Genomic DNA, 26,678 nt, shown 5'->3' on the forward strand with positions numbered 1-26,678 from the left:
CTCAGGCCTGCGCCAGCTGATCCGGCAACACGGTCCGTTCGGCAGGTTGCACGAACAGCTCGTCCACCTTCATCAGCTCGACCACAACGTTACTGCGCAGATAGACCTGCAAGTCCTCTATCTTGCTCTTGACGGGCACGCGTGCCACGCCGGAAAGCAGAATCTTGCCATTGGTGTCGGTGCGGCCGTGGTCCACCGTGGCTTCGCGGCGCTGCTGGCCGTCACGGTACTTAACCACCAGTGAGACACCTAGCCCCGCGTGTCCGTGCAGCTGCAGCCAGCTGGCGACGTTGAACTCGGCGACGCGACCTTCATAGGGAGTGAGCGCGATTGGCGCTTGATCGACGATGCGCGACGGAACGGAACCGACCAGTTTGTCATGAGTCTTGGACATGGCTTCGCTGCTGGGGGTGGCTGATGGGTGCGAAATTATAGGCAGTGCTCTCCTGGCAAAACTGTGCGCTCCGCCGATGCAGCGCGTGACTGGTCTCCCAGTTTGGTGAAAACGCCGGTTAGTTGGCGTCCAGGTTCGGGCTCGACATAAAGGCGGCATTGCGTCTCGCGGTCCTGGCTTGCCAGGTAGCTCTGTGTCGGCGCTTGGTTCAAGCTATCCTGCGCAGATACCTGTCGAGGATGATGTCATGAACAAGCGAAGGGCCCTGCTGATCGTTCTCGCGGCAGGCTTGCTACTCAGCGGCTGCGAGAAAGACTGGGGTGTGGATCAGCATGGGCAGGTCGTCTCAGCCGAACAGCTGCAGGGTCGCTGGCTGTTGATCAACTACTGGGCCGAGTGGTGCGGGCCGTGCCGCACCGAAATTCCGGAGTTGAATCGCCTGGCCGAATCGCAGACCGATGTACAGGTGCTCGGGGTCAACTTCGATGAGCTTCGTGGCGAAGAGCTGGCGCAGGCCGCCGAGCTGCTGGGAATTCGCTTCCGCGTACTCAGCGACGACCCCGCCCAGCGCCTGCGGTTGTCCCGCAGCGCGGTTCTGCCCGTTACTTATCTGGTCGATGAAACGGGGACGGTGCGTGAGCGGCTGGTCGGTGAGCAGACTGCCGAGGGGCTCCTGGTCCGTTTGGCGCAGTTGCGTGGCGACTAGCTAGGCAGTCGTTCACAACTGACGATCAGGGGCGGACGTACCAGAAGTCCTGCCAGAAGCCGATGACTTTGGCCGGATAGCGGTGCTTGCCCAGACTGCCGTTGTAGCGGGCGAGCGCTCGGCTGATGTCGCCCTTCTCCTTGCGCAGGTAGTAGCTGAGGATAGTGCAGCCATAGCGCAGATTGGTGGCATTGTCGGTGAGGTTGTCCTGCGGGCGCCCCAGTTCGGCTTTCCAGAACGGCATCACCTGCATCATGCCTTGCGCACCGACGCTGGAAATAGCGAAGCGGTCGAAGCGGCTCTCGGCGTGGATCAGCGCCATGACCAGATCGGGACGCAACCCGGCCTTGGTCGCTTCGCGATGCACCAGGCGCAGCAGGGTGAGGCGTTCCTCGGTGTCGGCGACGTAGCGCTTGAGGCGGGTCGACATGTCCAGCAGCCAGACTTCGGCATCGAAGCGATCCTGGAAGCTGTCCGCTTCAGAGACTGTGCGTTGCATCAGTTCGCGCAGCTCGGGCTCCGGTGCCTGACGAATATTGGCCTGGATGGCGGGCGTCATGAGCAGCAACGCCGACAGGAGGCAGCTACGCCACAGCATCTGCTCAGTCGCTTTCCGGCGCAGGGCTGAGGTTGCGGCCGGCATTCTGCATCAGGCTACGTAGAAACTCCTGCTGCAGCTCCGGGTCATGCCGGGTCAGCTCGATCAGACTCTGTTCGAGTTCGCTGGCTTCCTCTTCCAGGCCAAGCTCGGACAGGCGTTTGACCCGATGCACCCACTGCGTCACGTCGTCTTCTTCCAGGTCATCGAAGATCAGGTCGTGGGCTTCCAGCAGCTTGCCGCGCAGTGTGTGACTGACCAGCAGTACTGCATCGGCACGCGTACCGTCCTGCTCATCCTCGACGCTCAGCAGCAGCTTGCCGATCGGGCTGATGTCCTGTTCGGCGAACGGCCCGTCGAGCAGGTTGAGGTGCAGCACGCCGTTGCGGTCAGTGTTCAGCTCGTGGATCTGTTCGCCTGCGCTGATCCGCACTGGGCGTTCGGCCCAGGGTAGGCTGGAGTATTCCAAGCGAGTATCGCGGCGCTGTTCGTCGAGGCTGGCGAGGTTCTGCTGCGAGCGGCCGTTGGACTCGACGTTGATGAAGGGGTTGAGGCCGGCAAAACCGTAGCTGATCCAGCCGCGGGTGGCGCTTTCCGGCACGTTGCCAAGCAGCACGACGTTGACTAGGTTGGCGCCGATGCCGGCGACCACCGCAACCGCCCCGAGCGGTATCTCGTACAGCTCGCGCCAGGCCTGGTACGGCGTGTAGCGATCGTAACGGCGGGTGACTTCGAAATCGATGACTTCGAAGGTCCGCTGCTCCTGAATACGGATGCGCCGTTGCGGTAACTCCAGCACCGGCGGTTCGCCAACCTCGATGCGCAGGCTATGGTCGAGCGGCTTGCGCTCGGTTCTGGCCTCATGCTCGCTGCGTTGCGGCAGATGGTTGGCGCAGCCGCCAAGCAGCAGCGCCGCGCAGAGCGCGGCGCCAGTTGAAACTACAACACGTCGGTTGAACATGGTTTCCGATCAGCGTGGGACACGCGAATTGATGAAGGGCAGGATGTCTGCAGCAGCGACTGCCTGAGGCTCTGCATCGCGGCGGTGCTTGTACTCCAGGGTGCCGTCGGCCAAGCCGCGATCGCCGATGACGATACGATGCGGAATGCCGATCAGCTCCATGTCGGCGAATTTGACGCCCGGACTGGTCTTCTTGTCACGGTCGTCGAGCAGCACCTCGTAGCCGGCGGCGGTCAGCTCGGCGTAGAGCTTATCGGTCGCCTCGCGCACGGCCTCGTTCTCGTACTTCATCGGTACGAGGGCGATCTGGAACGGCGCTAGGGCATCCGGCCAGAGAATGCCGCGCTCGTCGTAATTCTGCTCGATGGCAGCGGCGACCACGCGGGAAACACCAATGCCATAGCAGCCCATGATCAGCGTTGCGGGCTTGCCGTTCTCGCCCATGACCTGGCAATTCATGGCTTCGCTGTACTTGGTGCCGAGCTGGAAGATATGGCCAACCTCGATGCCGCGCTTGATCACTAGGCTGCCCTGGCCATCCGGACTCGGGTCGCCGGCGACCACATTGCGCAGATCCGCAACTTCCGGCAGCGGCAGGTCACGCTCCCAGTTCAGGCCAAAGTAATGCTTGTCGTCGACGTTGGCGCCGGCACCGAAGTCGCTCATCAGCGCGACTGAACGGTCGATGACGCAGGGAATCGGCAGGTTCAGCGGGCCCAGCGAGCCAGGGCCGGCACCGATGGAGGTGCGGATCTCGGCCTCAGAGGCAAATACCAATGGGCTGGCTACCTGCGCCAGGTTGGCGGCCTTGATCTCGTTGAGTTCGTGGTCGCCACGCACGATCAGGGCGACCAGCTGGCCCTTCTCGACGCCATGCACGACGAGCGTCTTGATGGTCTTCTCAATGGCCAGGTCGAACTGTTCTACCAACTCGGCGATGGTCTTGGCATGCGGCGTGTCGACCAGACGCAGCTCCTCGGCCGGTGCGGCGCGCTCGGTCTCGCGAGGGAGGGCCTCGGCTTTCTCGATATTGGCGGCGTAGTCGGAGGTGTCGCTGAAGGCGATATCGTCTTCCCCCGACTCGGCCAGCACATGAAACTCATGCGAGCCAGTGCCGCCGATCGAGCCGGTATCGGCCTGCACTGGGCGGAAGTTCAGGCCCAGACGGGTGAAGATGTTGCAGTAGGCCTGGTGCATACGGTCGTAGGTTTCCTGCAGCGATTCCTGGCTCAGGTGGAAGGAGTAGGCGTCCTTCATCAGGAATTCGCGGCCACGCATCAGGCCGAAGCGTGGGCGGATCTCGTCACGGAACTTGGTCTGGATCTGATAGAAGTTGATCGGCAGTTGCTTGTAACTGTTCAGTTCGTTGCGTGCCAGGTCGGTAATCACTTCTTCGTGGGTCGGGCCTACGCAGAATTCGCGTCCATGACGATCCTTCACCCGCAGCAGCTCAGGGCCGTACTGCTCCCAACGCCCGGATTCCTGCCAGAGTTCGGCGGGCTGGATCGCCGGCATCAGCACTTCCAGGGCGCCGGCCTTGTTCATTTCCTCGCGGACGATCGCCTCTGCCTTGCGCAGGGCGCGCAGCCCCATCGGCATCCAGGTGTACAAGCCGGAGGCCAGCTTGCGGATCATCCCGGCGCGCAGCATCAGCTGATGGCTGATCACTACTGCATCAGACGGGGTTTCTTTGAGGGTCGAGAGCAGGAACTGACTGGTGCGCATGTGGCCGTGGTGTCCTTGCAGAGCGAAAATTTAAGCCCGGCATTGTACGGCTCGCAGGGTGCCTCGTACAGAATGGCTCCAGGGGAATCGGGATCCTTGGTCTCCAATGTCGAAACGAAGAGCCCGGCTTTCGCCGGGCTCCATTTCATCGGAATAACGCGTAGTGTCCGTTACAGGATGCTTAGCGGGTATTCGATGAATGCACGGATTTCGTTCAGGTCCGCGCTGTAGTAGTTGCGCATATTATCATTGGAGCGATAAATCGAGTTACGCAGCTTCAATGACAGGTCTTTCGCCGGCCCGCTCTGCACTACGTACTGTACTTGGTTGAAGAACTCGCGTTCCTTGCCCTCGCCGGTTCCGGTGTCGACGTTATCACCGTAAACATAGGCGGTTTTCCAGAACAGTCCCGGAACGCCATAGCCAGTGAAATCGAGCTCGTAGCTGGCCTGCCAGGAGCGCTCGTCCTTGGAGTTGAAGTCGGAGTAGTAAGAGTTGGCTACCCAGATGGAGCCGCCGCCGTCGCCGATGTCATAACGGTAGTCGCTGTCGCCGGAAACGCGCTGGTGCGCAAGGATAAACGCGTGGGCGCCAATCGAGTATTTCGCGGCCAGACTCCAGATTGTGGTGTCTTGGGTTTCACCAAACGTCTTTTTATCGTATTCGTTATCGTAAATGTTGAATGAAAAGCCGAGCGATTGTTCGTTGCCCAGCGGCATTACGTAGTTCACGTCTGCGTATGTTTTCTTGGCGACGTCTTCATTGTCTGCGTAATAGAGCGCAGCGTTCAGATTTTCATTGAAGGTATACCTGCCCCCTACGAGGTTGATGCTTTTGAGCTTCAGGCCCAGGTAATTCAGCGAGTCGCGGCTTGAGGAGGGCATTGAGCTGTCGGCTGTAAAACGGCCTGCATTTAGCTCCAATCCCTCGATTTCGTTACTGGTGATCATCGTGCCAGTGAACGACTCAGGCAGCAGTCGGGAGTCGTCATAGGCTAGTACCGGTAGCGATGGGAACTGGTTGCCATATTTGATGACGGTATTGGACAGCTGCGCCTTGACGGCAGCACCAGTCTGCGACAGGTCACGCTCTGGTTCGCCTTGCGAGTCAGTTTCGAACATGGCGCCGTAGTTGTAGCCGCTACCACCATCGAGGCGTACGCCCAGCAGGCCGAACGCGTCTACACCTACTCCGATGGTGCCTTGGGTGAAGCCGGACTCGAAGGTGGTAATGAAGCCTTGACCCAGGCTGCGCACATCGTCCACACCGTCCTTGTAGTCGCGGTTGAAATAGGTGGTACGCAGCAGCAGATCCAGACTGGCATCTTCGACGAAACCTTTCGATTCCGATTGCTGGCTGGCGAATGCCATCTGGGAGGTCCCCGCCGCAACGGCGAGGGCGATTACGCTCCACTTCATCACTTTCATCGTGATTGCTCCTTTGGTTTTAAAACGGTGCTTACCTCGCGTGCTGACGCACTGGGAGGATGCATTTTCTTATCCGAAACAGTTCAACCGGGCGAATTTACTACTTCTTCGCGCCAAGCTATCTACAGAATGTACTGTTTAGCTGCGGCGATACGCTAGAGCAAGCTTGCTTTACGTATTTCGGCCATTCTGAATCGATCCTGTCCGTTCTCCCAGCAAAAAACGTACTCAAAGCGTACCTTGGATCGCATTCGGCTTCTTTCGTGGCGGACAGCATAGGTTTGTGCTTCGTTAAGGAGCGTAGCCGCTCCCTTACGCCCCGTGGCGGTGCGAGTTCTGGAGTGGCGCCGGATGGGGGTATTCTTCGGTTTGTAGCGGCGATCCGCCTCATATTTTTGAACAGGAGCAGTTGAATGTTCAGTCTTGATCCACGCCTTGAACAGGACACATTGCTGGTCGGGGATTTTCCACTTTGTCGGTTGCTTCTAATGAATGATGCACAGTATCTGTGGTTCATTCTGGTGCCTCGACGAGAGGCGGTTAGCGAGCTGTTCCAGCTGGATATTTCTGATCAGCAGCAACTGTGGCAAGAAACCACCGCGCTAGCGGAGATCGTCAAGGACAGCTTCGGCGCCGACAAAATGAACGTCGCTACGCTGGGGAACGTCGTTAGCCAACTGCATATGCACGTCATTGCCCGCTATCGCATTGATGTGGCTTGGCCGGGGCCGGTGTGGGGTAAATATCCAGCTAAACCTTACACATCTGAGCAGGTGGCCTCGATCAGGGATAAGCTGAGAACGGTGCTGGCCGATCAACTTCGCTTTGGAGAATGACTATGGATGCCGATTCGCGTATTGCCGAGCTGGAGGCTCGTCTGGCTTTTCAGGACGATACGATTCAGACGTTGAATGATGTGCTGATCGAACAGCGGCGCCTGGTTGACCGCTTGCAGTTGCAGCTCGAAGTGCTGGCCAGGCGGCAGGAGGAAATGCAGAGCAGGATGAGCGATGAAGAGGATGACGCGCCACCGCATTACTAGTCGCGGCCGGTGGCCAAGACCGCAGGGTCTTGGCCCGGCGGCACTCAGCGTTCCGACTGGAGTGTGACGACGTCCTCGGCTTGCAGGCCTTTATCGCGCATCATGATGGTGAATTCGACGCGCTGCCCCTCTGTCAATACGCGATGCCCGTCGCCACGTATCGCTCGGAAATGCACGAACACGTCATCCCCGCTGTCGCGGGAAATGAAGCCGAAACCTTTAGATGTATTGAACCATTTGACGGTGCCGGTCTCGCGACCGGCACCGCTGGTTACGGCCGTGCGGCGAGGTGCGCGCTCGCGGCGCGGTTGGCGGCGAGACTGGGTGGTTGCCAGGTGCAGGAGCACGGCAACCAGGACCAGCAGCAGACTCGCCAGCGTAGCGGGCTGCCCGGCGATTTGCTCCAGTGGCGCCAGTAGGATAACCGCCTGGAGCGCGGCGGCCAGAACCAACAGTGTCGATATTGCGGCGATGATGGGACGGGTTCGCGAGTCGGTACCTGCTTCGGTGGATGGAATGAATTGAATATTCAGCAGGCCGATCATCAGCAAGCAGAGCGCTGCCGGGTTCAGAAGAAGCGGCAGCTCGCCGCGCAGACTGGGAACAAAAGACAGTAGCAGGGCGATAACGCCGGTTAATACGTGGACGATCTTGAGCATTCTTATGACTCGTAGTTGATAACACGACAGGAAAAAGCGGCAGGAATCGAGAGCCCCGGAAAACACGGTCAGGCGGGAGGGAACACTGCCTGGTTGGAGACTCGACGCTGCAGCGCGGCCGTATTTAACAGCAAAGGCGGGTAGTGCTCAAATGGGCCTTCGGTCGGGCGTATGTGCCCGGCGCGCTTGGCAGGGGGTTTCAGCAACCGAGGCGGACGGTCACGCCGTCGCCTCGGATACGGCGTGGGTCAGGCGGCCAGCAGGCTGCGGAGCATCCAAGCGGTTTTCTCGTGAATCTGCATGCGCTGGGTCAGCAGATCGGCGGTCGGTTCGTCGCTGACTTTGTCCAGCAGCGGGAAGATTCCGCGCGCCGTCCGGACCACCGCTTCCTGGCCTTCCACCAACAGCTTGATCATCTGGTCGGCAGACGGGACGCCTTCTTCTTCTTTGATCGAAGATAGGCGGGCGTAGGCGGCATAAGTCCCGGGGGCCGGGAAGCCTAGCGCTCGGATGCGTTCGGCGATGTCATCTACGGCGACGGCCAGTTCGGTGTACTGCGTCTCGAACATGGTGTGCAGCGCATTGAACATCGGCCCGGTGACGTTCCAATGGAAGTTGTGGGTCTTCAGGTACAGGGTATAGGTGTCGGCGAGCAGGCGGGACAGCCCTTCTGCGATGGCGGCACGGTCCTGCTCGGCAATGCCGATGTCGATTTCCATGTTTTTTCTCCTGAGTGAATGTTCCGCTTACAGTTATGCCAGAAATCAAGCGTGATTTGTGAGGCGATGCCAGTTGCTGGGTCGCGCCCGTGGTTTGGAAATGTTACCTGGTCGGCTAGTTCCAGTTTGGATAATTATCGAATGTTGCAGTCGGCGAGCTTTCCCGGCGACGGCTGCGTCATGGCAATTAACCGGATATAATCCCGCCCTTGTGCCCGGCGGCTCGACAGCCATTGATGCGGAGCCCGGCGCCTTTGCGCCGCGTCCCATGGCTGGCAGCGAATTGTGGCCACGATACACGTCGTCGCAATGTCGTTTGCCAAGTCGCGGTTCCAGCGACCCAACGAATCAAAGATACGAGAAGCGAACACCATCATGATGCGCAGCCACTATTGCGGCCAACTCAATGAAAGCCTGGACGGTCAGGAAATTACTCTTTGCGGCTGGGTTCATCGCCGCCGCGATCATGGCGGGGTGATCTTCCTCGACATTCGCGATCGCGAGGGATTGGCCCAGGTCGTCTTTGACCCTGATCGGGCAGATACTTTTGCAGCAGCCGATCGGGTTCGCAGTGAGTATGTCGTCAGCATCCGCGGCAAGGTGCGTCTGCGTCCGGCTGGTGCGGTCAATCCGAACATGGCTTCCGGCGCGATCGAAGTGCTGGGTTATGAACTGAACGTGCTGAACGAGGCGGAGACGCCGCCGTTCCCTCTCAACGAATATAGCGATGTGGGGGAGGAGACTCGCCTGCGCTATCGTTTCATCGACCTGCGCCGCCCGGAGATGGCCGAGAAGCTCAAGCTGCGTTCGCGCATCACAGCCAGCATCCGTCGCTATCTGGACGAGAATGGCTTCCTCGATGTGGAGACCCCGATCCTCGGCCGCCCGACGCCCGAGGGTGCGCGTGACTACCTGGTGCCCAGTCGTACCCATGCCGGCAACTTCTTCGCCCTGCCGCAATCGCCGCAGCTGTTCAAGCAGCTGCTGATGGTGGCCGGTTTCGACCGCTACTACCAGATCGCCAAGTGCTTCCGCGACGAGGACCTGCGCGCCGACCGCCAGCCCGAGTTCACCCAGATCGATATCGAGACCAGCTTCCTCGATGAAGCGGACATCATCGGTATCACCGAAGGCATGATCCGCAAGTTGTTCAAGGAAGTGCTGGATCTGGAGTTCGGCGAATTCCCGCACATGCCGTTCGAGGAAGCCATGCGCCGCTATGGCTCGGACAAGCCGGATCTTCGCATCCCGCTCGAGCTGGTGGACGTTGCTGATCAGCTCAATGCAGTGGAGTTCAAGGTGTTCTCCGGTCCGGCCAACGATCCGAAAGGTCGCGTGGCCGCCCTTCGTGTGCCGGGTGCCGCAAGCATGCCGCGCAGTCAGATCGACGACTACACCAAGTTCGTCGGCATCTACGGTGCCAAGGGCCTGGCCTATATCAAGGTCAACGAACGCGCCAAGGGCGTCGAAGGTCTGCAGTCGCCGATCGTCAAGTTCATTCCGGAAGACAATCTCAATGTCATTCTCGATCGCGTCGGTGCGCAGGATGGCGACATTGTCTTCTTTGGCGCTGACAAGGCGAAGATTGTCTCCGAGGCGTTGGGTGCACTGCGCATCAAGCTCGGCCATGACCTCAAGCTGCTGACTTGCGATTGGGCGCCGCTGTGGGTAGTGGATTTCCCGATGTTCGAGGAGAACGACGACGGTTCGTTGTCTGCGCTGCACCATCCGTTCACCGCACCCAAATGCACCCCCGAGGAGTTGGAAGCCAATCCGGGCGCTGCTCTGTCGCGCGCTTACGACATGGTGCTCAACGGCACCGAGCTGGGCGGCGGCTCGATCCGCATCCATCGCAAGGAGATGCAGCAGGCGGTGTTCCGCATTCTCGGCATCGACGAGGCCGAGCAAGAAGAGAAGTTCGGCTTCCTGCTCGACGCGTTGAAGTTCGGCGCGCCGCCGCACGGTGGTTTGGCCTTCGGCCTGGATCGCCTGGTAATGCTGATGACCGGCGCGCAGTCGATCCGTGAAGTGATCGCCTTCCCGAAAACTCAGAGCGCTGCGGACGTGATGACCCAAGCTCCGGGCGCGGTGGACAACAAGGCGCTGCGCGAGTTGCACATCCGCCTGCGTGAGCAACCCAAAGCGGAATAAGCGCTATCGGAAGCCTGGTTATGCCAGGCTTCTTCGTCTTGGCAGCAGCGGTTTGTCAGACGATACGGTGATGTCCGCCCAGTTGCGGGCGGGCTTCGGAACTACTGATCCAGTTGAATATATGGAGTGAGTTATGGCTGGTCATTCCAAATGGGCCAATATCAAGCACCGCAAGGAGCGTCAGGACGCCAAGCGGGGCAAGATCTTCACCAAGCTGATCCGCGAACTGACCGTCGCGGCCAAGCATGGCGGTGGCGTGCCGGCGGACAATCCGCGTCTGCGTCTGGCGGTGGACAAGGCGTTGACCGCCAACATGTCGCGCGACGTCATCGACCGCGCGATCGCCCGTGGTGCCGGCTCCAACGAAGCCGACAACATGACCGAACTGACCTATGAAGGTTATGCGCCAAGCGGCGTGGCCATCATCATCGAGGCCATGACCGACAACCGTAATCGTACGGCCGCCGAAGTACGCCATGCCTTCAGTAAGAACGGCGGCAACCTCGGGACCGACGGGTCCGTGGCGTATATGTTCGATCGCAAGGGCCAGATTAGCTATGCCCCCGGTGTCGATGAGGATGCCCTGATGGAGGCAGCGCTGGAGGCAGGCGCCGATGACGTGGTCAGTCAGGAAGATGGCTCGGTTGAGGTCTACACCAGCTTTGCCGATTTCCTTTCGGTCAACGAGGCGCTCACCCAGGCAGGCTTCAAGGGTGATGAAGCTGAAGTGGCAATGATCCCGTCGATCACCGCGCCGATAGCCGATGTCGAGACAGCGCAGAAGGTATTGCGTCTGATCGATGCGTTGGAGGATCTCGACGACGTGCAGAACGTCTACCACAACGCCGAAATTTCCGACGAGCTCATGGAGCAACTCAGCTGAGGCTGGCGGCGCGAGGAGAACCGGAAACCGCTAACGCGCTTCCGGTTTTTTTATGAGTGCCAGTGCCGTCCGGCAACAAGCGGAGCAGACTGGTTGATGTGATCGTCGGTGGCATCGACGCGACCCGGCCCGTATACTCGTTCACTGGATAAATAGACAGCTGACCACAGGCATGACGCTGATTTTGGGAATCGATCCCGGCTCGCGCATCACCGGCTACGGGGTAGTGCGTGACACCGGACGAGGTTGCGAATACGTGGCCTCCGGCTGCATCCGGACCGGTAGCGGTGAGTTGGCCGAGCGTTTGCAGGCGGTGTTCAGCGGGGTCAGTGAAGTGATCCGGACCTACTCCCCAGTGACCATGGGTATCGAACAGGTCTTCATGGCACGCAACGCGGATTCGGCGTTGAAGCTCGGCCAGGCTCGTGGTGCGGCGATTGTCGCTGGTGCCGAGGCAGGGTTGCAGATTGCCGAATACACCGCTACGCAGGTCAAGCAGGCGATTGCCGGGACCGGTGGCGCGGACAAGCAGCAAGTGCAGATGATGGTCATGCATCTGCTCAAGCTGATCCAGAAGCCACAGATCGATGCTTCCGATGCGCTGGCTATTGCGCTGTGTCATGCGCATCACCGGCAAAGTCTCATTCCTCATGGTCTCGGTGGTGCCAGGCGACGCGGTGGCCGCCTGAGGCTGTAGGTGCGTGGCAGGACAGGTGGCCGCTAATGGCGGGTAAACAGTTTGTTGGTCGCCGCGTTTAGCATCGCGACCATGGAGGATGCCGTACCGTGATTGGACGTTTGCGCGGAAATCTCGCTGAAAAACAGCCGCCCCATCTGATACTGGATGTGAATGGCGTCGGCTATGAGGTCGAGGTGCCGATGACGACGCTCTACCGCTTGCCGGGTGTGGGCGAAACCGTCACGTTGCATACTCACCTGGTGGTACGCGAGGACGCCCACCTGCTCTACGGTTTCTTCGAGAAGCGTGAGCGCGAGCTGTTCCGCGAACTGATCCGGCTCAATGGGGTGGGGCCGAAGCTCGCGCTGGCGCTGATGTCTGGGCTGGAGGTCGATGAGCTGGTGCGCTGCGTACAGGCGCAGGACACGTCGACACTGGTCAAGATTCCAGGGGTCGGCAAGAAAACTGCTGAGCGCCTGCTGGTCGAACTCAAGGATCGCTTCAAGGCGTGGGAAACCATGCCCTCTATCGCAACCCTGGTGGTTGAACCTCGCGCTGGTAGCGTAGTCACAAGCGCCGAGAATGATGCGGTCAGTGCATTGATTTCCTTAGGCTTCAAGCCTCAGGAAGCCAGCCGCGCGGTTGGTGCCATACAGGAAGACGGTTTGAGCAGTGAAGAATTGATTCGCCGCGCCCTCAAGGGAATGGTGTAACGCCATGATCGAAGCCGATCGCCTGATTACCGCCAGCAGTCGCGACCGCGATGAGCAGCTCGACCGTGCCATTCGCCCGCTGAGGCTGGCTGAATACATTGGCCAGCCGGTCGTGCGCGAACAGATGGACCTTTTCATACGTGCTGCCAAAGGGCGTGGCGAGGCGCTGGATCACACCCTGATCTTCGGTCCGCCGGGGCTGGGCAAGACCACCTTGGCGAACATCATCGCCCAGGAAATGGGCGTCTCGATCAAAAGCACATCCGGCCCGGTGCTGGAGCGTCCAGGCGATCTCGCGGCGTTGCTGACCAACCTGGAAGCCGGCGATGTGCTATTCGTCGACGAGATTCACCGGCTTTCGCCCATCGTCGAAGAGGTGCTTTACCCGGCGATGGAAGACTTTCAGCTCGATATCATGATCGGCGAGGGACCTGCCGCTCGTTCGATCAAGCTGGACTTGCCACCGTTCACCCTGGTTGGCGCGACTACGCGGGCCGGCATGCTGACCAATCCGCTGCGGGATCGCTTCGGTATCGTGCAGCGCCTCGAGTTCTATTCAACCGAGGATCTGGCAACCATCGTCAGTCGCTCCGCCGGTATTCTCGGGCTACCGACCGAGGCCGAAGGGGCATTCGAAATTGCTCGTCGAGCTCGCGGTACGCCGCGAATCGCCAACCGTTTGCTGCGCCGTGTGCGCGACTTTGCCGAGGTGCGAGGCCAGGGTGAGATCACGCGCCAGATTGCCGATCTTGCGTTGAATATGCTGGACGTCGACGAGCGTGGTTTCGATCATCAGGATCGGCGTTTGCTACTGGCACTTATCGAAAAGTTCGATGGAGGGCCGGTAGGCGTTGACAGCCTAGCGGCGGCCATCAGCGAGGAGCGACATACCATCGAGGATGTGCTTGAGCCCTACCTGATTCAGCAGGGCTATATCATGCGCACCCCGCGCGGGCGGGTCGTGACCCGGCACGCCTATCTGCACTTCGGGTTGAACCTGCCCAAGCGCATGGCCGAACCGGCCACGCCGGACCTGTTCGGTAGTGACGCGGATTGATGAAAATATTGTTCATTTACCCAATTGGCATTTTCCAGGCCGGGCACTAGTATGCGCGCGCAATGCGACACTGAGCCGTTCACCCATCGCTGTCGTGTCTATTACGAAGACACAGACGCGGGCGGCATCGTCTACTACGTCAATTACCTCAAGTTCATGGAACGGGCTCGTACCGAACGGTTGCGCGGTCTGGGATTCGCCCAGTCGCAGTTGGTCGGGCAGGACCTGCTGTTCGTCGTGCATTCGTGCGAGGCGCGCTACCACGCGCCGGCGCGGTTGGACGACGAGCTGCTCGTCACCGCTCAGGTGATTGAGCTGAATCGCGCCAGCCTGCGCTTCCGGCAGCAGGTCAGGCGTGTCTCGGACGATCAGCTGCTGTGTGAAGGGCAGGTGCTTGTGGCCTGTGTACGTGCCGAAAGTTTGAAACCCCGAGCCATTCCCGAGGTGCTGCGCGCGGCCTTTGGCGGCGCGGGTCTACCCCCTGCAGGAGAGTAAGCGTGGAAGCCAACGTCGATCATATGTCCATGTGGAGCCTGATCAGCAACGCCAGCTTCGTGGTGCAGCTGGTCATGCTGATTCTGGTGGGCGCCTCGATCACCTCGTGGATCATGATTTTCCAGCGCGGCAACCTGCTGCGTGCCGCCAAACGGTCGCTGGATGCTTTCGAAGAGCGCTTCTGGTCGGGTATCGATCTGTCCAAACTGTACCGTCAGGCGGGTAGCAATCCCGACCCCGATTCCGGCGTCGAGCAGATCTTTCGCGCCGGCTTCAAGGAGTTTTCCCGCCTGCGCCAGCAGCAGGGTGTTGATCCCGATGCGGTGATGGACGGGGTCAATCGTGCCATGCGCGTAGCCATTTCCCGCGAGGAAGAGAAGCTCGAGCAGAGCTTGCCATTTCTGGCGACCGTGGGCTCGACCAGCCCGTACATCGGTTTGTTTGGCACCGTCTGGGGCATCATGAACTCGTTTCGTGGCCTGGCTCAGGTGCAGCAGGCGACCCTGGCGACCGTTGCTCCCGGTATTGCTGAGGCGTTGATCGCAACCGCGATCGGCCTATTTGCCGCGATTCCGGCGGTCATTGCTTACAACCGTTTCTCGGCGCGCGGTGAAATGCTGATCGGCCGTTACTACACCTTTGCCGATGAATTTCAGGCGATCCTCCATCGCAAAGTTCACACCACAGAAGATTGAGGCCTTAACTCATGGCCAGAATCCGTAACAGACGCAAACCTGTCGCCGAGATGAACGTGGTGCCCTACATCGACGTCATGTTGGTGCTGCTGGTCATCTTCATGGTTACCGCGCCCATGCTCAATCAGGGCGTGAAGGTCGATCTGCCGAAGGTCAGCAGCGAGGCATTGCCGCAGGACAATAATGCGCAGGTCCTGACTATCTCGATCAAGGCCGACAAAACCTACTACTGGAATATGGGCAGCGAGGTCGACACCGATACTGTGCAGGATCGGGCACTGACACTGGATGAAATGACCAAGGCTGTCACCGCGATCATGAATCAGAACCGTAGTCAGGGTAAGCAGGTTCAGGTGTTCGTCCGGGGTGACAAGGCGGTCGATTACGGTTCGGTCATGGCGGCCATGGGTGGGCTGCAGGAGGCGGGCGTGGGCAACGTCGGCCTGATTACCGAGGCGCCCTGATGCAGCACGCTGAACGCTCTCCTTCGGAAAGCTACTTCTGGCCCGCCATCCTGGCGGTGGGCCTGCATGTCCTCATTTTTGGCATGCTTTTCGTCAGCTTTGCCATGACGCCTGAGCTGCCGCCATCCAAACCCATCGTTCAGGCGACGCTCTATCAGTTGAAGTCGCAGAGCCAGGCAACGACGCAGACCAACCAGAAAATCGCCGGCGAAGCTAAGAAGACTGCCGCCAAGCAGTACGAAACCGAGCAGATGGAGCAGCGCAAGGTCGAGCAGCAGAAACAGGCCGCAGCAAGGGCTGCGGAACAAAAGAAGGCTGCCGAGGCTCGAAAGGCCGAAGCGGAGAAAGCGGCTGCAGCCAAAAAGGCCGCCGAGGCAAAGAAAGCCGAGGAAGCCAAGAAGGCCGTCGAGCAAAAGAAACTGGCTGATATTGCCAAGAAGAAGGCGCAAGAGGAGGCCAAGAAAAAGGCCGCCGAGGACGCCAAGAAAAAAGCGGCCGCCGAGCAAGCCAAGAAGAAAGCTGCCGAAGAAGCGAAGAAAAAGGCAGCTGCTGAAGCAGCCAAGAAGAAGGCGGCCGCCGAGGCCGCGCGGAAGGCAGCGGAAGACAAGAAAGCTCAGGCCCTGGCCGAGTTGCTTTCGGATACGACCGAGCGACAGCAGGCGTTGGCGGACAGTCAGGGCGATCAGGTGGCGGGTAACTTTGACGACCTGATCCGCCTGCGAGCCGCCGAGGGCTGGACACGTCCACCTTCGGCGCGCAACAACATGTCGGTGCAATTGCAGGTGAATATGCTCCCTGACGGGACCATCACCGGGGTCAGTGTGGCGAGATCGAGTGGAGACGCTCCGTTCGATAATTCCGCGGTAGCAGCGGTCCGGAATATTGGTCGGTTGACTGAAATGCAGGGGCTCAGCCCGCAGGATTTCCAGCCCTACCGATCGTTCAAAATGACGTTTACGCCAGAGGATCTAGCGTTGTGATCAATTCCCTTCGAGGTTTTCTCGTCCTTCTCTGCTGCCTGCTGGGAACCGCAGTGGCGCAGGAGAAGAACATCGTCGTCACCAGTGGCGCCGATCGTGCCATCCCGGTAGCGGTAGTTCCGTTCGGTTGGCAGGGCGGCACTGTGCTGCCTGAGGATATGGCCGAAATAATCGGCAACGATCTGCGAAATTCCGGTATTTTCCAGCCGATTCCGCGCCAGAACATGATCAGCCTACCCACCCGTGCTAGCGAGATCATCTACCGCGACTGGAAAGCGCTTGGGGCTCAGTATGTTGTGGTCGGCAACATTCAGCCGTCAGGTGGGCGACTGCAAGTGCAGTTCGGTGTATTCAACGTGACGACTGAACAGCAGGTGATGACCGGCAGCGTCGGTGGATCTCCCGATCAGCTGCGCGACATGGCGCACTATGTGTCGGACCAGGCGTTCGAAAAGCTGACGGGCATCAAGGGGGCGTTTTCCACGCGCATGCTCTACGTGACGGCGGAACGCCTCGGTGGTGCTAATGCGCGGTATACGCTGCAGCGTTCCGACTATGACGGCGCTCGTGCTGTGACGCTGCTGCAGTCGCGTGAGCCCATCCTGTCGCCGCGCTACTCTCCTGATGGCCGACGCATTGCCTACGTTTCGTTCGAACAGAAGCGTCCGCGCATCTTCATTCAGCACATTGACACCGGTCGCCGCGAGCAGATCACCAGCTTTGAAGGGTTGAACGGTGCGCCGGCGTTCTCTCCGGACGGCAATCGGCTGGCATTCGTGCTGTCGAAAGACGGTAATCCGGAAATCTATGTCATGAATCTCGGTTCTCGCCAGTTGCAGCGGCTGACCAACCATTATTCGATCGATACCGAGCCGTTCTGGGGCGCAGATGGCCAGACTATCTATTTCACTTCCGATCGGGCCGGCAAGCCGCAGATCTACAAGCAGCGCTTGGGTGGCGGTGCCGCTGAGCGGGTGACGTTTGTCGGTAACTACAACGCCAACCCGAAATTATCGGCTGATGAAAAGACGCTGGTGATGATTCATCGTCAGGATGGCTATACCAACTTTAAAGTCGCTGCGCAGGATCTGCAGCGTGGCAATCTGCGGGTGCTTTCGGACACCAGTCTGGATGAGTCTCCCACTGTTGCGCCTAATGGCACCATGCTAATCTACGCCACCCGCCAGCAGGGCCGGGGAGTCTTGATGCTCGTGTCCATCAATGGACGAGTAAGGCTCCCGCTTCCTACTGCTCAAGGCGAAGTCCGTGAGCCATCCTGGTCCCCTTACCTGAACTGATGCGGTACCAAACCTTTTTAACCAAAACACCAAAACCACACCTGGGGTTGTTACAGATGGAAATGCTGAAATTCGGTAAGTTCACCGCGCTGGCTCTGGCCATGGCTGTTGCTGTTGGCTGCTCCTCCAAAGGCGGCGATGACGCCGGCGAAGGTTCGGGCGCTATCGATCCTAACGCTGGCTACGGCGCAGACACCGGTGCCGTCGACGGCAGCATGAGCGAAGAAGCCGCTCTGCGTGCTATCACCACCTTCTACTTCGAGTACGACAGCTCCGACCTCAAGCCGGAAGCCATGCGTGCTCTCGACGTACACGCCAAGGATCTGAAGGGCAACGGCGCTCGTGTCGTTCTGGAAGGTCACACTGACGAGCGCGGCACCCGCGAGTACAACATGGCTCTGGGCGAGCGTCGTTCCAAGGCGGTTCAGCGTTACCTCGTACTGCAGGGCGTTTCCCCGGCTCAGCTGGAACTGGTTTCCTACGGCGAAGAGCGTCCGGTCGCCATGGGCAACGACGAGCAGTCCTGGGCTCAGAACCGTCGCGTCGAACTGCGTAAGTAATTCGTCATGCGTAATTACCGCCACGCTCTGAGTTTTGCAGTATTCGGGCTTCCGTTTTTCGCGGTTGCTCAGGTGCCGGTTGTGGAAGGTGACTCGGGGGCCGGTTACGGTAACTCGGGATACTCCGTAGCGGCGCCGGAGAGTGGTGGTGCCTATGTCGGGGGGGGAGCGAGCGCTCCAGCCTCGGCACAGGGCATGCTCTTCCAGCAGCTCCAACAAATGCAGGAAGAAATCGCGCAGCTGCGTGGCATGCTTGAGGAACAGCAGAATCAGATCCAGCGGCTGCAGCAGGAAGGCCTGGAGCGCTACCAGGATCTAGATCGTCGTTTGTCCGGCGGTGCCGCTTTCGGCGCTTCGGCTAATCAGAATTCAACAACTGCCGGGGCTGCTAGCACCGGCGGCAACTCCGCTACGCCGGCCGGACAGGCTCAGGCGAGCGACCAGGCAGGTGATCCTGCGAAGGAAAAGCTGTATTACGACGCTGCCTTCGATCTCATCAAGTCCAAGGATTTCGACAAGGCCAGTCAGGCTTTCGGCGCGTTCCTGCGTAAGTATCCGAATAGCCAGTATGCCGGCAATGCGCAGTACTGGCTGGGCGAGGTCAATCTCGCCAAGGGCGACTTGCAGGGTGCCGGTCAGGCGTTCGCCAAGGTCAGTCAGCTTTACCCGCAGCACAACAAGGTGCCGGACTCCCTGTACAAGCTCGCCGATGTCGAGTTGCGGTTGGGTAACCGCGACAAGGCGCAAGGGATCCTGCGACAGGTTATCGCTCAGTTTCCAAATAGTTCGGCTGCGCAACTGGCGCAACGGCAGCTGAATCGCTGAGCGTCTGAGCTTCTGTTTCGTTGATCAAAACCCGCCCATGAGGCGGGTTTTTTCGTTAGAATCGCGGCCCCTTTCCCGCAACGGAGGCGGATGGCCTGTTTAGCCGTCACGCCCGTGGCTGATATGCACCAGACCCTGCGAATTTCCGAGATTTTCTACTCGCTGCAGGGGGAGACGCGCACCAGTGGCTTACCCACGGTGTTCGTGCGCCTGACCGGCTGTCCCCTGCGCTGTCAATACTGCGATACCGCATACGCCTTCAATGGTGGTGAGCTGATGTCGCTCGATGCCATCCTCGAGCGCGTTGCCGCCTATCGTCCGCGTTACGTTTGCGTGACGGGTGGCGAGCCGCTGGCGCAGCCAAACTGCCTGCCGCTGCTGCAGCGCCTATGTGATGTCGGTTACGAAGTGTCGCTGGAGACTAGTGGCGCGCTGGATATCTCGGGTGTGGATGAGCGCGTGAGCCGTGTCGTCGACTTGAAGACCCCTGGTTCTGCGGAGGTTGCTCGCAATCGCTACGAGAACATCGCGCAGCTGACCCACAACGATCAGGTCAAGTTCGTCATCTGTTCCCGTGACGACTATGACTGGGCTGTCTCCAAGCTGATCGAGTATCGACTCGATCAGCGTGCTGGCGAAGTGTTGTTCTCTCCCAGTCATGGCCAAGTCGATCTGCGGGCGTTGGCGGACTGGATAGTCAGCGATAACCTGCCGGTTCGCCTGCAACTGCAGTTGCATAAGATCATCTGGAACGACGCGCCCGGGCATTGATGCTGCGGTGCGGCCGTGGTCGGTCTACGACAACCGTTGAGGTGTTTTACATGAGTCAGAAGAAGGCGGTCATTCTGCTGTCGGGCGGGTTGGATTCCGCGACGGTCGTGGCGATTGCACGGGATCAGGGTTATAGCTGCTTCACGATGAGTTTCGATTACGGGCAACGTCATCGTGCGGAGCTGCAGGCTGCTGAGCGGGTCGCCAGCCAGCTGGGTGTGGTCGAGCACAAGGTGATCGGCCTGAATCTGAATGGCATAGGTGGTTCGGCGCTTACTGATTCGAGCATCGATGTGCCTGAGACGCCCGGCGACGGGATCCCGGTTACCTATGTACCGGCGCGCAATACCGTATTCCTTTCGCTTGCCCTTGGCTGGGCTGAAGTGCTCGGTGCCCGCGATATCTTCATCGGCGTCAATGCTGTCGACTATTCCGGCTATCCCGACTGTCGCCCGGAGTTTGTCGAAGCCTTTGAGCGGCTTGCCAATCTTGCGACCAAGGCAGGCGTCGAGGGGCAGGCGTTTCATATCCGGGCGCCTTTACAAAATCTGAGCAAGGCGCAGATCGTGCGCGAGGGGCTACGCTTGGGTGTGGATTATGCAGTGACTGTTTCGTGCTATCAGGCCGACGACGATGGACGTGCCTGTGGAAAATGCGACAGCTGCCGTCTGCGCGCTGCCGGATTTGTCGAGGCGGGCGTGGTTGATCCAACACGTTATTGCTGAAATTTTTCAAAAAAAAGTTTGATTTCATCAATCAAATCAGTATCATGCGCCCCGCATTGGGTCGTTAGCTCAGTTGGTAGAGCAGTTGGCTTTTAACCAATTGGTCGTAGGTTCGAATCCTACACGACCCACCATATTCTCCTTGCGAGAACCGAGAACCGGAGACCCACAAGGTCGTCCGGTTTTTTCATGTCCGTGGTCTATAAAACGCTTATTCCGGCCATCATGACTGGTTATAAGGGGCGATTATCACTACGGCCTTCGTAGTTCGCTCGTGCGTTTTTTTAACTAATAGACTGCGCCCTTCCGATTTTCCCGTTGGTTCGAGGCTCAAATGTATTCTGATCGCATCCGCCTGTCCTCCCTGCAGAGCAAGGTGATGAGCGCCCAAGAGGCTGCTGTCCTTATTCACGATGGCATGACCGTTGGCATGAGCGGTTTCACCCGTGCGGGTGAGGCCAAGGCAGTGCCGTTGGCACTGATCGAGCGCGCCAAGAATGAAACGTTGAAAATTAGCCTCGTTACCGGTGCGAGCCTGGGTAACGATCTGGATGGCAAGATGGCCACGGCCGGGTTGCTCGCTCGGCGCATGCCTTTTCAGGCCGATCCCGTGCTGCGCAAGGCAATCAACAACGGTGAAGTGATGTTCATCGACCAGCACCTGTCGCACACCGTCGAGCAGATGCGTAATCATCAGATCAAACGGCCGGAAGTAACCATCATCGAGGCGCTGAGCATCACCGAAGAGGGACATATCATCCCGACCACTTCGGTCGGCAACTCCGCCAATCTCGTGATGTTCGCCGACAAGGTGATCGTCGAGCTGAACCTTGCGCACCGGCTGGATCTGGAAGGTCTGCATGACATCTATTTCCCGGAAGAGCGTCCGGCCCGCGGTCCTATCCCGCTGACCAAGGTCGATGACCGGATCGGCACGGCAGCCATTCCGGTAGACCCTGCAAAAATCGCTGCTATCGTCATCACCGAGCAGCCGGACTCCTATTCCACTGTGACTCCGCCGGATGAAGAGACCCAGGCGATCGCCAATCACCTGGTCGAGTTCTTCAAGCGGGAAGTGGCTGAGGGGCGTATGGCCAAGAACCTCGGCCCGATGCAGGTTGGTATCGGTAACATCGCCAACGCGGTGATGTGCGGTCTGATCGACTCACCGTTCGAAGACCTGGTGATGTACTCGGAAGTGCTGCAGGACTGCACCTTCGAGCTGATCGACGCCGGCAAGATGAAGTTCGCATCCGGTTGCTCCATTACCTTGTCCGAACGTTGCAACGACCGCGTATTCGGCAATCTGGAGAAGTACAAGGACAAGCTGGTGCTGCGTCCGCAGGAAATCTCCAATCATCCGGAACTGGTGCGCCGCCTCGGCATCATTGGCATCAACACGGCGCTGGAATTCGACATCTACGGTAACGTTAACTCCACTCACGTGGGGGGCACCAAGATGATGAACGGCATCGGTGGTTCCGGCGACTTCGCGCGCAATGCGCATCTGGCCATCTTCGTTACCAAGTCGATCGCCAAGGGTGGCAACATCTCCAGCGTTGTGCCGATGGTTGCGCATGTGGATCACACTGAGCATGACGTCGAGATTCTGGTGACTGAGCAGGGCTTGGCGGATCTGCGTGGTCTGGCGCCGCGCGAGCGTGCTCGGGTGATCATCGACAATTGCGTGCATCCCTCGTACCGCGATGCGCTGAACCAGTATTTCGAAGCAGCCTGCGACAAGGGCGGTCAGACGCCGCACCTGCTGCGAGAAGCGATGAACTGGCACATCAACCTCGAAGAACGTGGTCACATGCTCAAGGGTGAGTGATCGAAGCGAACCGCCGGCCTAGAGCCGGCGGTTTTCGTTTCAGGTGCCGGATATCCGCCGAACCCTTTTAAGTGCCTCGCTTTCCCTTCATCCGGCGCTTCGGCTAGTATTCATCCCCCTTCGAAACGGTGGGGATTCTGCGGCCGAGATGCCCGCGACTGCCGCCTTTCGCTATGTCCGAACCCACCCGGAGCTCCGGGTGTACTCGACGATCCATGCAATAACGTGCTTGCAGGACCCGCGAACATGACGCAAATACCCGAACGCATTCTTGTCCAGGCTCACCTGGCGGCCAAGCAACCGAAGCCGCTTACACCTGAGCAGGAAGCCCGGCTGCGCAGTGAGATTGCTGCCGAGTTGAAGAAGCAGAACGCGGTGCTGGTTGCGCACTATTACACTGACCCGGTGATCCAGGCGCTCGCCGAGGAAACTGGCGGCTGTGTTTCCGACTCGCTGGAGATGGCACGTTTCGGGAATGAGCATCCTGCGCAGACGGTGGTGGTCGCAGGTGTGAAATTCATGGGCGAAACGGCCAAGATTCTCAATCCGGAAAAGCGGGTGCTGATGCCGACGTTGGAGGCTACATGCTCGCTCGATCTGGGCTGCCCTGTTGATGAGTTCGCGGCTTTTTGCGATCAGCATCCCGAGCGCACTGTGGTGGTTTATGCCAACACATCGGCTGCAGTCAAAGCCCGTGCCGACTGGGTGGTTACTTCCAGTTGTGCGTTGGAGATCGTCGAAAGCCTGATGGACAACGGTGAGACGATCATCTGGGCGCCCGACAAGCATCTGGGGAGCTATGTGCAGCGCGAGACCGGCGCGGACATGCTGCTGTGGGACGGTGCCTGCATCGTTCACGAAGAGTTCAAGGCCCGCCAGCTGGCGGATATGAAGGCGCTATATCCGGACGCCGCGATTCTCGTGCATCCGGAGTCGCCGGAAGCGGTCATCGAGCTGGCTGATGCGGTAGGTTCGACCAGTCAACTGATCAAGGCGGCGCAAACACTGCCGAATTCGACATTCATCGTCGCGACCGACCGTGGCATCTTCTACAAGATGCAGCAGTTGTGCCCCGAGAAAACCTTCATCGAAGCGCCGACGGCCGGTCAGGGCGCCACCTGCCGGAGTTGCGCCCATTGTCCCTGGATGGCAATGAACACCCTCGAGCGCACCCTCGAATGCCTGCGTCTGGGTAGCAATGAGATCTTTGTCGACCCGGCATTGGTACCGCGTGCGGTAAAGCCGCTCAAGCGCATGCTCGATTTCACTCATGCGGCGCGACTCCGTCAGGCAGGTAACGCCTGATTGATCTTGGCGGGCTGGCGCGAGTTCGTTGTTGTGTGAGCTTCAGTGTCGATGGCTCGCCGGAGCGTGACGTCGGGCCATCCTGGCTCGCCTGGATGGCTAAGCCGGCAGGGGAGTGTGGTCAGCGCAGCATGTCATCGACCATGCGTTTTTCCGCGATCAACTTCTGCTGGCGCGCATCGATGCGTGACGCGAGCTGAAAGTTGCCGGCTCGGCGCTTGGCGAAATCCAGCTGCTCGATGGCCTGGTCGTAGTCGCCGACCAGTGAGAAGTATTCCGCACGCGCTTCGTGCAGTCCGACGATGTTCCCCGTGAGTCCGCGTATTTCCGCTACCTGATACCAGATGTCGGGATCTCTGCTGCGTTGCGAGACCAGTTGTTCGAGTTCCTTTTCGGCCCGGGCTCTCTCCCCTTGCTTTATTAGTAGGTCGATATGGCTCTGCCGCAGTGGGTAGCTGCCAGGGTACAGACGCAGCATGCGCTGCAGATACTTCTCGGCCTGTGCCAGGTGGTTGGAGGTGATCTCCAGCTCAATCTGCGCGAGGTTGTAGATCAGGTCGTCCGGTGCCTTGTTCAGCAGTGGTTCGAGGTTGGTTCTGGCCTCGTCCAGCTGACCGCCCTTGATCTGCGCCAGGGCCAGCCCATAGCGTGCAGCGTCGAGCCCGGCATTTTCGTTGAGCAGCGCGCGGAAGCGTTTGGCGCCGAGCCCTGGGGTGGTCTCGAACTTGAGTTGCGTGCGGGCACGCATGAGCTGGTAGCGCAAGCTGTCTTCCGTGCCGCCAGTGGCATATTGTTCGGCGCGGTTGGTGGTGTCGGCGATACGCGATTCGGTGACCGGGTGCGTCAGCAGGAACTCCGGGGGTTTCTGGTCGTAACGGTACTGGCGCATCAGGCGGGCGAACATCTGCGGCATGGCCCGCGGGTCGTAGCCGGCCTTCTCCAGATTGAGGATGCCGATACGGTCCGCTTCCTGTTCGTTTTGCCGTGAGAAGCGTCGCTGGGCTTGAATCGCTGCCGCCTGAGTTGAGACGATCGCAGCGATACCGGCATCGCCTGCGCCGGCTGCGGCCGCCACTACGCCAGCGAGCATCGCGGCCATCATCGGTACCTGCATGCGCTGTTGCGCTTCCAGTCCTCGGGCGAAGTGGCGTTGTGACAAGTGCGCCAGTTCATGGGTCATGACCGAGGCGTACTCAGCTTCGGTTTGCGCGTGGATGAACAGGCCGCCGTTGACCCCGATAATGCCGCCCGGAGCTGCGAAGGCATTGAGGTGCGGGCTGTCGAGCAGGACGAACTCGAGGCGGCGATCCTGCAGCTGGCTGGTTTCCGCCAGACGATAAACGCTGCTCTCGACGTAGTCCTTGAGCAGCGGGTCGGACAGCTGACTGACCTGGCCGCGCAACAGGCTCAGCCAGGCGCGCCCCAGTTGGTATTCCTGCTCGGGTGAAACGATGCCCGAACTGGCGTCGCCCAATGAGGGCAGGTCGCTGGCGAGCGCGGGAGGGGCTAGCAGGCAGGCGAGCGTCAACAGGGTCGGGCGCAGCAGGTTCATCCAGGCGGGCTCATCAATTGAAGAGCGCTACTGTAGCCTTGTGTTCGGGCCGCTGGCCAGAGGGTGTGGCCGCTGGGTATCCTGCCCCCCTTTTTGCGGAGACATGACATGACCGAATCGGGAGATGCCACCTGCGCCTTCGATGCCGAAGTGGATGCTGTCGGGCTTGATTGTCCGATGCCGTTGCTCAAAGCCAAGTTGGAGCTCAATTGTCTGCCCAGCGGTGCGGTGCTCAAGGTGACAGCCAGCGATCCGGGCTCCCAGCGTGATTTCCGCAGTTTCGCCAAACTGGCTGGTCACATTCTGCTGCGCGAGGATGCTGCCGACGGTCTCTACCGTTACTGGTTGAAGAAGGCCTGACGGCGGCCGCGAGGGAACCTCATGCTCAAGGTATTGCGCGGGTGGGTGCATCGTTACTTCTCGGACGAGCAGGCGGTGGTGCTCGCCGTGTTGCTGTTCCTCGCCTTTGCTGGTGTGCTGACGCTGGGCAACATGCTCGCGCCGGTTATCGCCGGATTGGTGCTGGCGTTTCTCATGCAGGGACTGGTCGGTGCGCTCGAACGGCTGAGAATGCCCCATCTGCTGGCTGTCTGGCTGGTCTTCCTGATGTTTGTCGGGGTGCTGGGCGTCTGTCTGCTGTTCATCGTCCCGTTGCTCTGGCAACAGGTGCTGACGCTGTTCAACGAGCTGCCGCGCATGCTGGTGGAGTGGCAGGCGCTGCTGCTACTGCTGCCCGAGCGCTACCCGCAGTTGGTGAATGAGGAGCAGGTGCTGCGCGGCATCGATTTCATGCGCGGCGAGATCGCGCGCTACGGGCAGCTGGTCCTGACTTCGTCGCTGTCGAGCCTGCCATTGTTGATCGGACTGATGATCTATCTGGTCCTGGTGCCGATCCTGGTGTTCTTTTTCCTCAAGGACCGTCAGCAGATCGCCGACTGGATAAGGGGCTACCTGCCGCAGGAGCGCGGGCTGATCACCCAGGTCTCGCAGGAGATGAACCTGCAGATTGCCAACTACATTCGGGGCAAGGCCATCGAGATCTTGATCTGCGCCGTAGTCTCTTATGTAGTGTTCGCTGCGCTGGGTCTCAATTACTCGGCTTTGCTGGCGATGCTGGTCGGAGTCTCGGTCGTGGTGCCCTATATCGGCGCCACGGTGGTGACCATTCCGATTGCGCTGATCGGCCTGTTCCAGTGGGGGCTTGGCGACGAGTTCATCTACCTGATGGTGGCCTATGCAATCATTCAGGCGCTGGATGGCAATGTGCTAGTGCCGCTGCTGTTCTCCGAAGCGGTGAACCTGCATCCGGTCGCCATCATCTGTGCGGTGCTGCTGTTTGGCGGGCTCTGGGGCTTCTGGGGCGTGTTCTTCGCGATTCCCCTGGCGACGCTGTTCAAGGCGGTGCTGTACGCCTGGCCTCGGCGGCCGCTGTCGGGGAGCGCCGAAACGGCGGAGTGATCTCG

The 26,678-nt window shown here is 59.7% G+C and carries 29 protein-coding genes and 1 tRNA gene; 22 read left to right on the forward strand and 8 right to left on the reverse strand.

What is annotated here, in order from left to right; translation table 11 throughout:
- Position 1 precedes the first annotated feature (1 nt).
- Entirely contained in the window at positions 2 to 394 is a 393-nt protein-coding gene (locus N8H22_RS07030) for a hypothetical protein (protein WP_264589915.1), read from the reverse strand.
- 247 nt (positions 395 to 641) lie between these two features.
- On the opposite strand from N8H22_RS07030, the gene N8H22_RS07035 reads away from it, so the two are divergent.
- Positions 642 to 1,100: a TlpA disulfide reductase family protein gene (locus N8H22_RS07035; RefSeq protein WP_264589916.1), complete on the forward strand. Its 459-nt coding sequence runs from the start codon at positions 642 to 644 to the stop codon at positions 1,098 to 1,100.
- A 25-nt stretch (positions 1,101 to 1,125) separates the two neighbouring features.
- Here N8H22_RS07035 and N8H22_RS07040 read toward each other — a convergent pair whose 3' ends face one another.
- The 4 genes from N8H22_RS07040 to N8H22_RS07055 all read right to left on the reverse strand — a co-directional run bounded on the left by N8H22_RS07040 (position 1,126) and on the right by N8H22_RS07055 (position 5,811).
- Positions 1,126 to 1,659: a lytic transglycosylase domain-containing protein gene (locus N8H22_RS07040; RefSeq protein ID WP_264589917.1), complete on the reverse strand. Its 534-nt coding sequence runs from the start codon at positions 1,657 to 1,659 to the stop codon at positions 1,126 to 1,128.
- Positions 1,660 to 1,702: 43 nt separating this feature from the next.
- Positions 1,703 to 2,659: a hypothetical protein gene (locus tag N8H22_RS07045; protein WP_264589918.1), complete on the reverse strand. Its 957-nt coding sequence runs from the start codon at positions 2,657 to 2,659 to the stop codon at positions 1,703 to 1,705.
- Between the two features lie 9 nt (positions 2,660 to 2,668).
- The gene (locus N8H22_RS07050; RefSeq protein ID WP_264589919.1) at positions 2,669 to 4,384 is read right to left on the reverse strand and encodes a proline--tRNA ligase; all 1,716 of its coding nucleotides are present in this window, start codon (positions 4,382 to 4,384) and stop codon (positions 2,669 to 2,671) included.
- Positions 4,385 to 4,554: 170 nt separating this feature from the next.
- Positions 4,555 to 5,811 (reverse strand): OprD family porin, encoded by a 1,257-nt coding sequence (locus N8H22_RS07055; protein ID WP_264589920.1) that lies wholly within the window; start codon positions 5,809 to 5,811, stop codon positions 4,555 to 4,557.
- Between the two features lie 413 nt (positions 5,812 to 6,224).
- On the opposite strand from N8H22_RS07055, the gene N8H22_RS07060 reads away from it, so the two are divergent.
- Together N8H22_RS07060 and N8H22_RS07065 are read left to right on the forward strand one after the other, a co-directional pair.
- Positions 6,225 to 6,647, forward strand: coding sequence for an HIT domain-containing protein (locus N8H22_RS07060; RefSeq protein ID WP_264589921.1), 423 nt, complete (start codon positions 6,225 to 6,227; stop codon positions 6,645 to 6,647).
- Positions 6,648 to 6,649: 2 nt separating this feature from the next.
- On the forward strand, positions 6,650 to 6,853 hold the full coding sequence (locus N8H22_RS07065; RefSeq protein WP_264589922.1) for a SlyX family protein: 204 nt from the start codon (positions 6,650 to 6,652) through the stop codon (positions 6,851 to 6,853).
- 44 nt (positions 6,854 to 6,897) lie between these two features.
- Here the strand turns inward: N8H22_RS07065 and N8H22_RS20065 are convergent, their stop codons facing one another.
- Both N8H22_RS20065 and N8H22_RS07075 read right to left on the reverse strand, forming a co-directional pair.
- Positions 6,898 to 7,512, reverse strand: a complete 615-nt coding sequence (locus tag N8H22_RS20065) for a cold shock domain-containing protein (protein WP_272890732.1) — start codon at positions 7,510 to 7,512, stop codon at positions 6,898 to 6,900.
- Between the two features lie 248 nt (positions 7,513 to 7,760).
- Positions 7,761 to 8,231, reverse strand: a complete 471-nt coding sequence (locus N8H22_RS07075; protein ID WP_264589923.1) for a Dps family protein — start codon at positions 8,229 to 8,231, stop codon at positions 7,761 to 7,763.
- Between the two features lie 375 nt (positions 8,232 to 8,606).
- Between N8H22_RS07075 and aspS the strand changes: the two genes are divergently transcribed.
- The 17 genes from aspS to nadA all read left to right on the forward strand — a co-directional run bounded on the left by aspS (position 8,607) and on the right by nadA (position 23,663).
- On the forward strand, positions 8,607 to 10,382 hold the full coding sequence (gene aspS, locus N8H22_RS07080) for an aspartate--tRNA ligase (RefSeq protein WP_264589924.1): 1,776 nt from the start codon (positions 8,607 to 8,609) through the stop codon (positions 10,380 to 10,382).
- Positions 10,383 to 10,515: 133 nt separating this feature from the next.
- Positions 10,516 to 11,265, forward strand: coding sequence for a YebC/PmpR family DNA-binding transcriptional regulator (locus N8H22_RS07085; RefSeq protein WP_264589925.1), 750 nt, complete (start codon positions 10,516 to 10,518; stop codon positions 11,263 to 11,265).
- A gap of 172 nt (positions 11,266 to 11,437) precedes the next feature.
- The gene (gene ruvC, locus N8H22_RS07090) at positions 11,438 to 11,962 is read left to right on the forward strand and encodes a crossover junction endodeoxyribonuclease RuvC (protein ID WP_264589926.1); all 525 of its coding nucleotides are present in this window, start codon (positions 11,438 to 11,440) and stop codon (positions 11,960 to 11,962) included.
- Between the two features lie 89 nt (positions 11,963 to 12,051).
- On the forward strand, positions 12,052 to 12,657 hold the full coding sequence (gene ruvA, locus N8H22_RS07095) for a Holliday junction branch migration protein RuvA (RefSeq protein WP_264589927.1): 606 nt from the start codon (positions 12,052 to 12,054) through the stop codon (positions 12,655 to 12,657).
- Between the two features lie 4 nt (positions 12,658 to 12,661).
- Positions 12,662 to 13,714: a Holliday junction branch migration DNA helicase RuvB gene (gene ruvB / locus N8H22_RS07100; protein WP_264589928.1), complete on the forward strand. Its 1,053-nt coding sequence runs from the start codon at positions 12,662 to 12,664 to the stop codon at positions 13,712 to 13,714.
- A 51-nt stretch (positions 13,715 to 13,765) separates the two neighbouring features.
- Positions 13,766 to 14,209: a tol-pal system-associated acyl-CoA thioesterase gene (ybgC, locus tag N8H22_RS07105; RefSeq protein ID WP_264589929.1), complete on the forward strand. Its 444-nt coding sequence runs from the start codon at positions 13,766 to 13,768 to the stop codon at positions 14,207 to 14,209.
- Positions 14,210 to 14,211: 2 nt separating this feature from the next.
- A complete protein-coding gene (gene tolQ, locus N8H22_RS07110; RefSeq protein WP_264589930.1) occupies positions 14,212 to 14,904 on the forward strand; it encodes a protein TolQ in 693 nt (230 codons plus the stop codon).
- An 11-nt stretch (positions 14,905 to 14,915) separates the two neighbouring features.
- Positions 14,916 to 15,368, forward strand: coding sequence for a protein TolR (tolR, locus tag N8H22_RS07115; RefSeq protein WP_008567651.1), 453 nt, complete (start codon positions 14,916 to 14,918; stop codon positions 15,366 to 15,368).
- On the forward strand, positions 15,368 to 16,348 hold the full coding sequence (gene tolA / locus N8H22_RS07120; protein WP_264589931.1) for a cell envelope integrity protein TolA: 981 nt from the start codon (positions 15,368 to 15,370) through the stop codon (positions 16,346 to 16,348). The genes tolR and tolA overlap by 1 nt, the downstream gene beginning before the upstream one ends.
- Positions 16,345 to 17,646: a Tol-Pal system beta propeller repeat protein TolB gene (gene tolB / locus N8H22_RS07125; RefSeq protein WP_264589932.1), complete on the forward strand. Its 1,302-nt coding sequence runs from the start codon at positions 16,345 to 16,347 to the stop codon at positions 17,644 to 17,646. Before tolA ends, tolB begins: the two co-directional genes overlap by 4 nt.
- Before the next feature lie 56 nt (positions 17,647 to 17,702).
- On the forward strand, positions 17,703 to 18,206 hold the full coding sequence (gene pal, locus N8H22_RS07130) for a peptidoglycan-associated lipoprotein Pal (protein WP_264589933.1): 504 nt from the start codon (positions 17,703 to 17,705) through the stop codon (positions 18,204 to 18,206).
- Positions 18,207 to 18,212: 6 nt separating this feature from the next.
- Complete coding sequence (gene ybgF / locus N8H22_RS07135; protein WP_264589934.1) at positions 18,213 to 19,031, forward strand: tol-pal system protein YbgF; 819 nt, start codon at positions 18,213 to 18,215, stop codon at positions 19,029 to 19,031.
- Positions 19,032 to 19,154: 123 nt separating this feature from the next.
- Positions 19,155 to 19,802: a 7-carboxy-7-deazaguanine synthase QueE gene (gene queE / locus N8H22_RS07140; protein ID WP_264589935.1), complete on the forward strand. Its 648-nt coding sequence runs from the start codon at positions 19,155 to 19,157 to the stop codon at positions 19,800 to 19,802.
- A 50-nt stretch (positions 19,803 to 19,852) separates the two neighbouring features.
- Positions 19,853 to 20,527, forward strand: a complete 675-nt coding sequence (gene queC, locus N8H22_RS07145; protein ID WP_264589936.1) for a 7-cyano-7-deazaguanine synthase QueC — start codon at positions 19,853 to 19,855, stop codon at positions 20,525 to 20,527.
- Positions 20,528 to 20,585: 58 nt separating this feature from the next.
- Positions 20,586 to 20,661: transfer RNA gene (locus N8H22_RS07150), tRNA-Lys, on the forward strand.
- Positions 20,662 to 20,861: 200 nt separating this feature from the next.
- Positions 20,862 to 22,358, forward strand: a complete 1,497-nt coding sequence (locus tag N8H22_RS07155; RefSeq protein ID WP_264589937.1) for an acetyl-CoA hydrolase/transferase family protein — start codon at positions 20,862 to 20,864, stop codon at positions 22,356 to 22,358.
- A gap of 246 nt (positions 22,359 to 22,604) precedes the next feature.
- Positions 22,605 to 23,663: a quinolinate synthase NadA gene (nadA, locus tag N8H22_RS07160; protein WP_264589938.1), complete on the forward strand. Its 1,059-nt coding sequence runs from the start codon at positions 22,605 to 22,607 to the stop codon at positions 23,661 to 23,663.
- A gap of 121 nt (positions 23,664 to 23,784) precedes the next feature.
- Here nadA and N8H22_RS07165 read toward each other — a convergent pair whose 3' ends face one another.
- Positions 23,785 to 25,215, reverse strand: a complete 1,431-nt coding sequence (locus N8H22_RS07165) for a M48 family metalloprotease (protein ID WP_264589939.1) — start codon at positions 25,213 to 25,215, stop codon at positions 23,785 to 23,787.
- Between the two features lie 108 nt (positions 25,216 to 25,323).
- Here N8H22_RS07165 and N8H22_RS07170 point away from each other — a divergent pair, with 108 nt between their 5' ends.
- Positions 25,324 to 25,575: a sulfurtransferase TusA family protein gene (locus N8H22_RS07170; RefSeq protein WP_264589940.1), complete on the forward strand. Its 252-nt coding sequence runs from the start codon at positions 25,324 to 25,326 to the stop codon at positions 25,573 to 25,575.
- Between the two features lie 21 nt (positions 25,576 to 25,596).
- Positions 25,597 to 26,673, forward strand: coding sequence for an AI-2E family transporter (locus N8H22_RS07175; protein ID WP_264589941.1), 1,077 nt, complete (start codon positions 25,597 to 25,599; stop codon positions 26,671 to 26,673).
- Positions 26,674 to 26,678 lie beyond the last annotated feature (5 nt).

Source organism: Stutzerimonas sp. S1, from assembly GCF_025966695.1.
Taxonomy (GTDB): Bacteria; Pseudomonadota; Gammaproteobacteria; order Pseudomonadales; family Pseudomonadaceae; genus Stutzerimonas.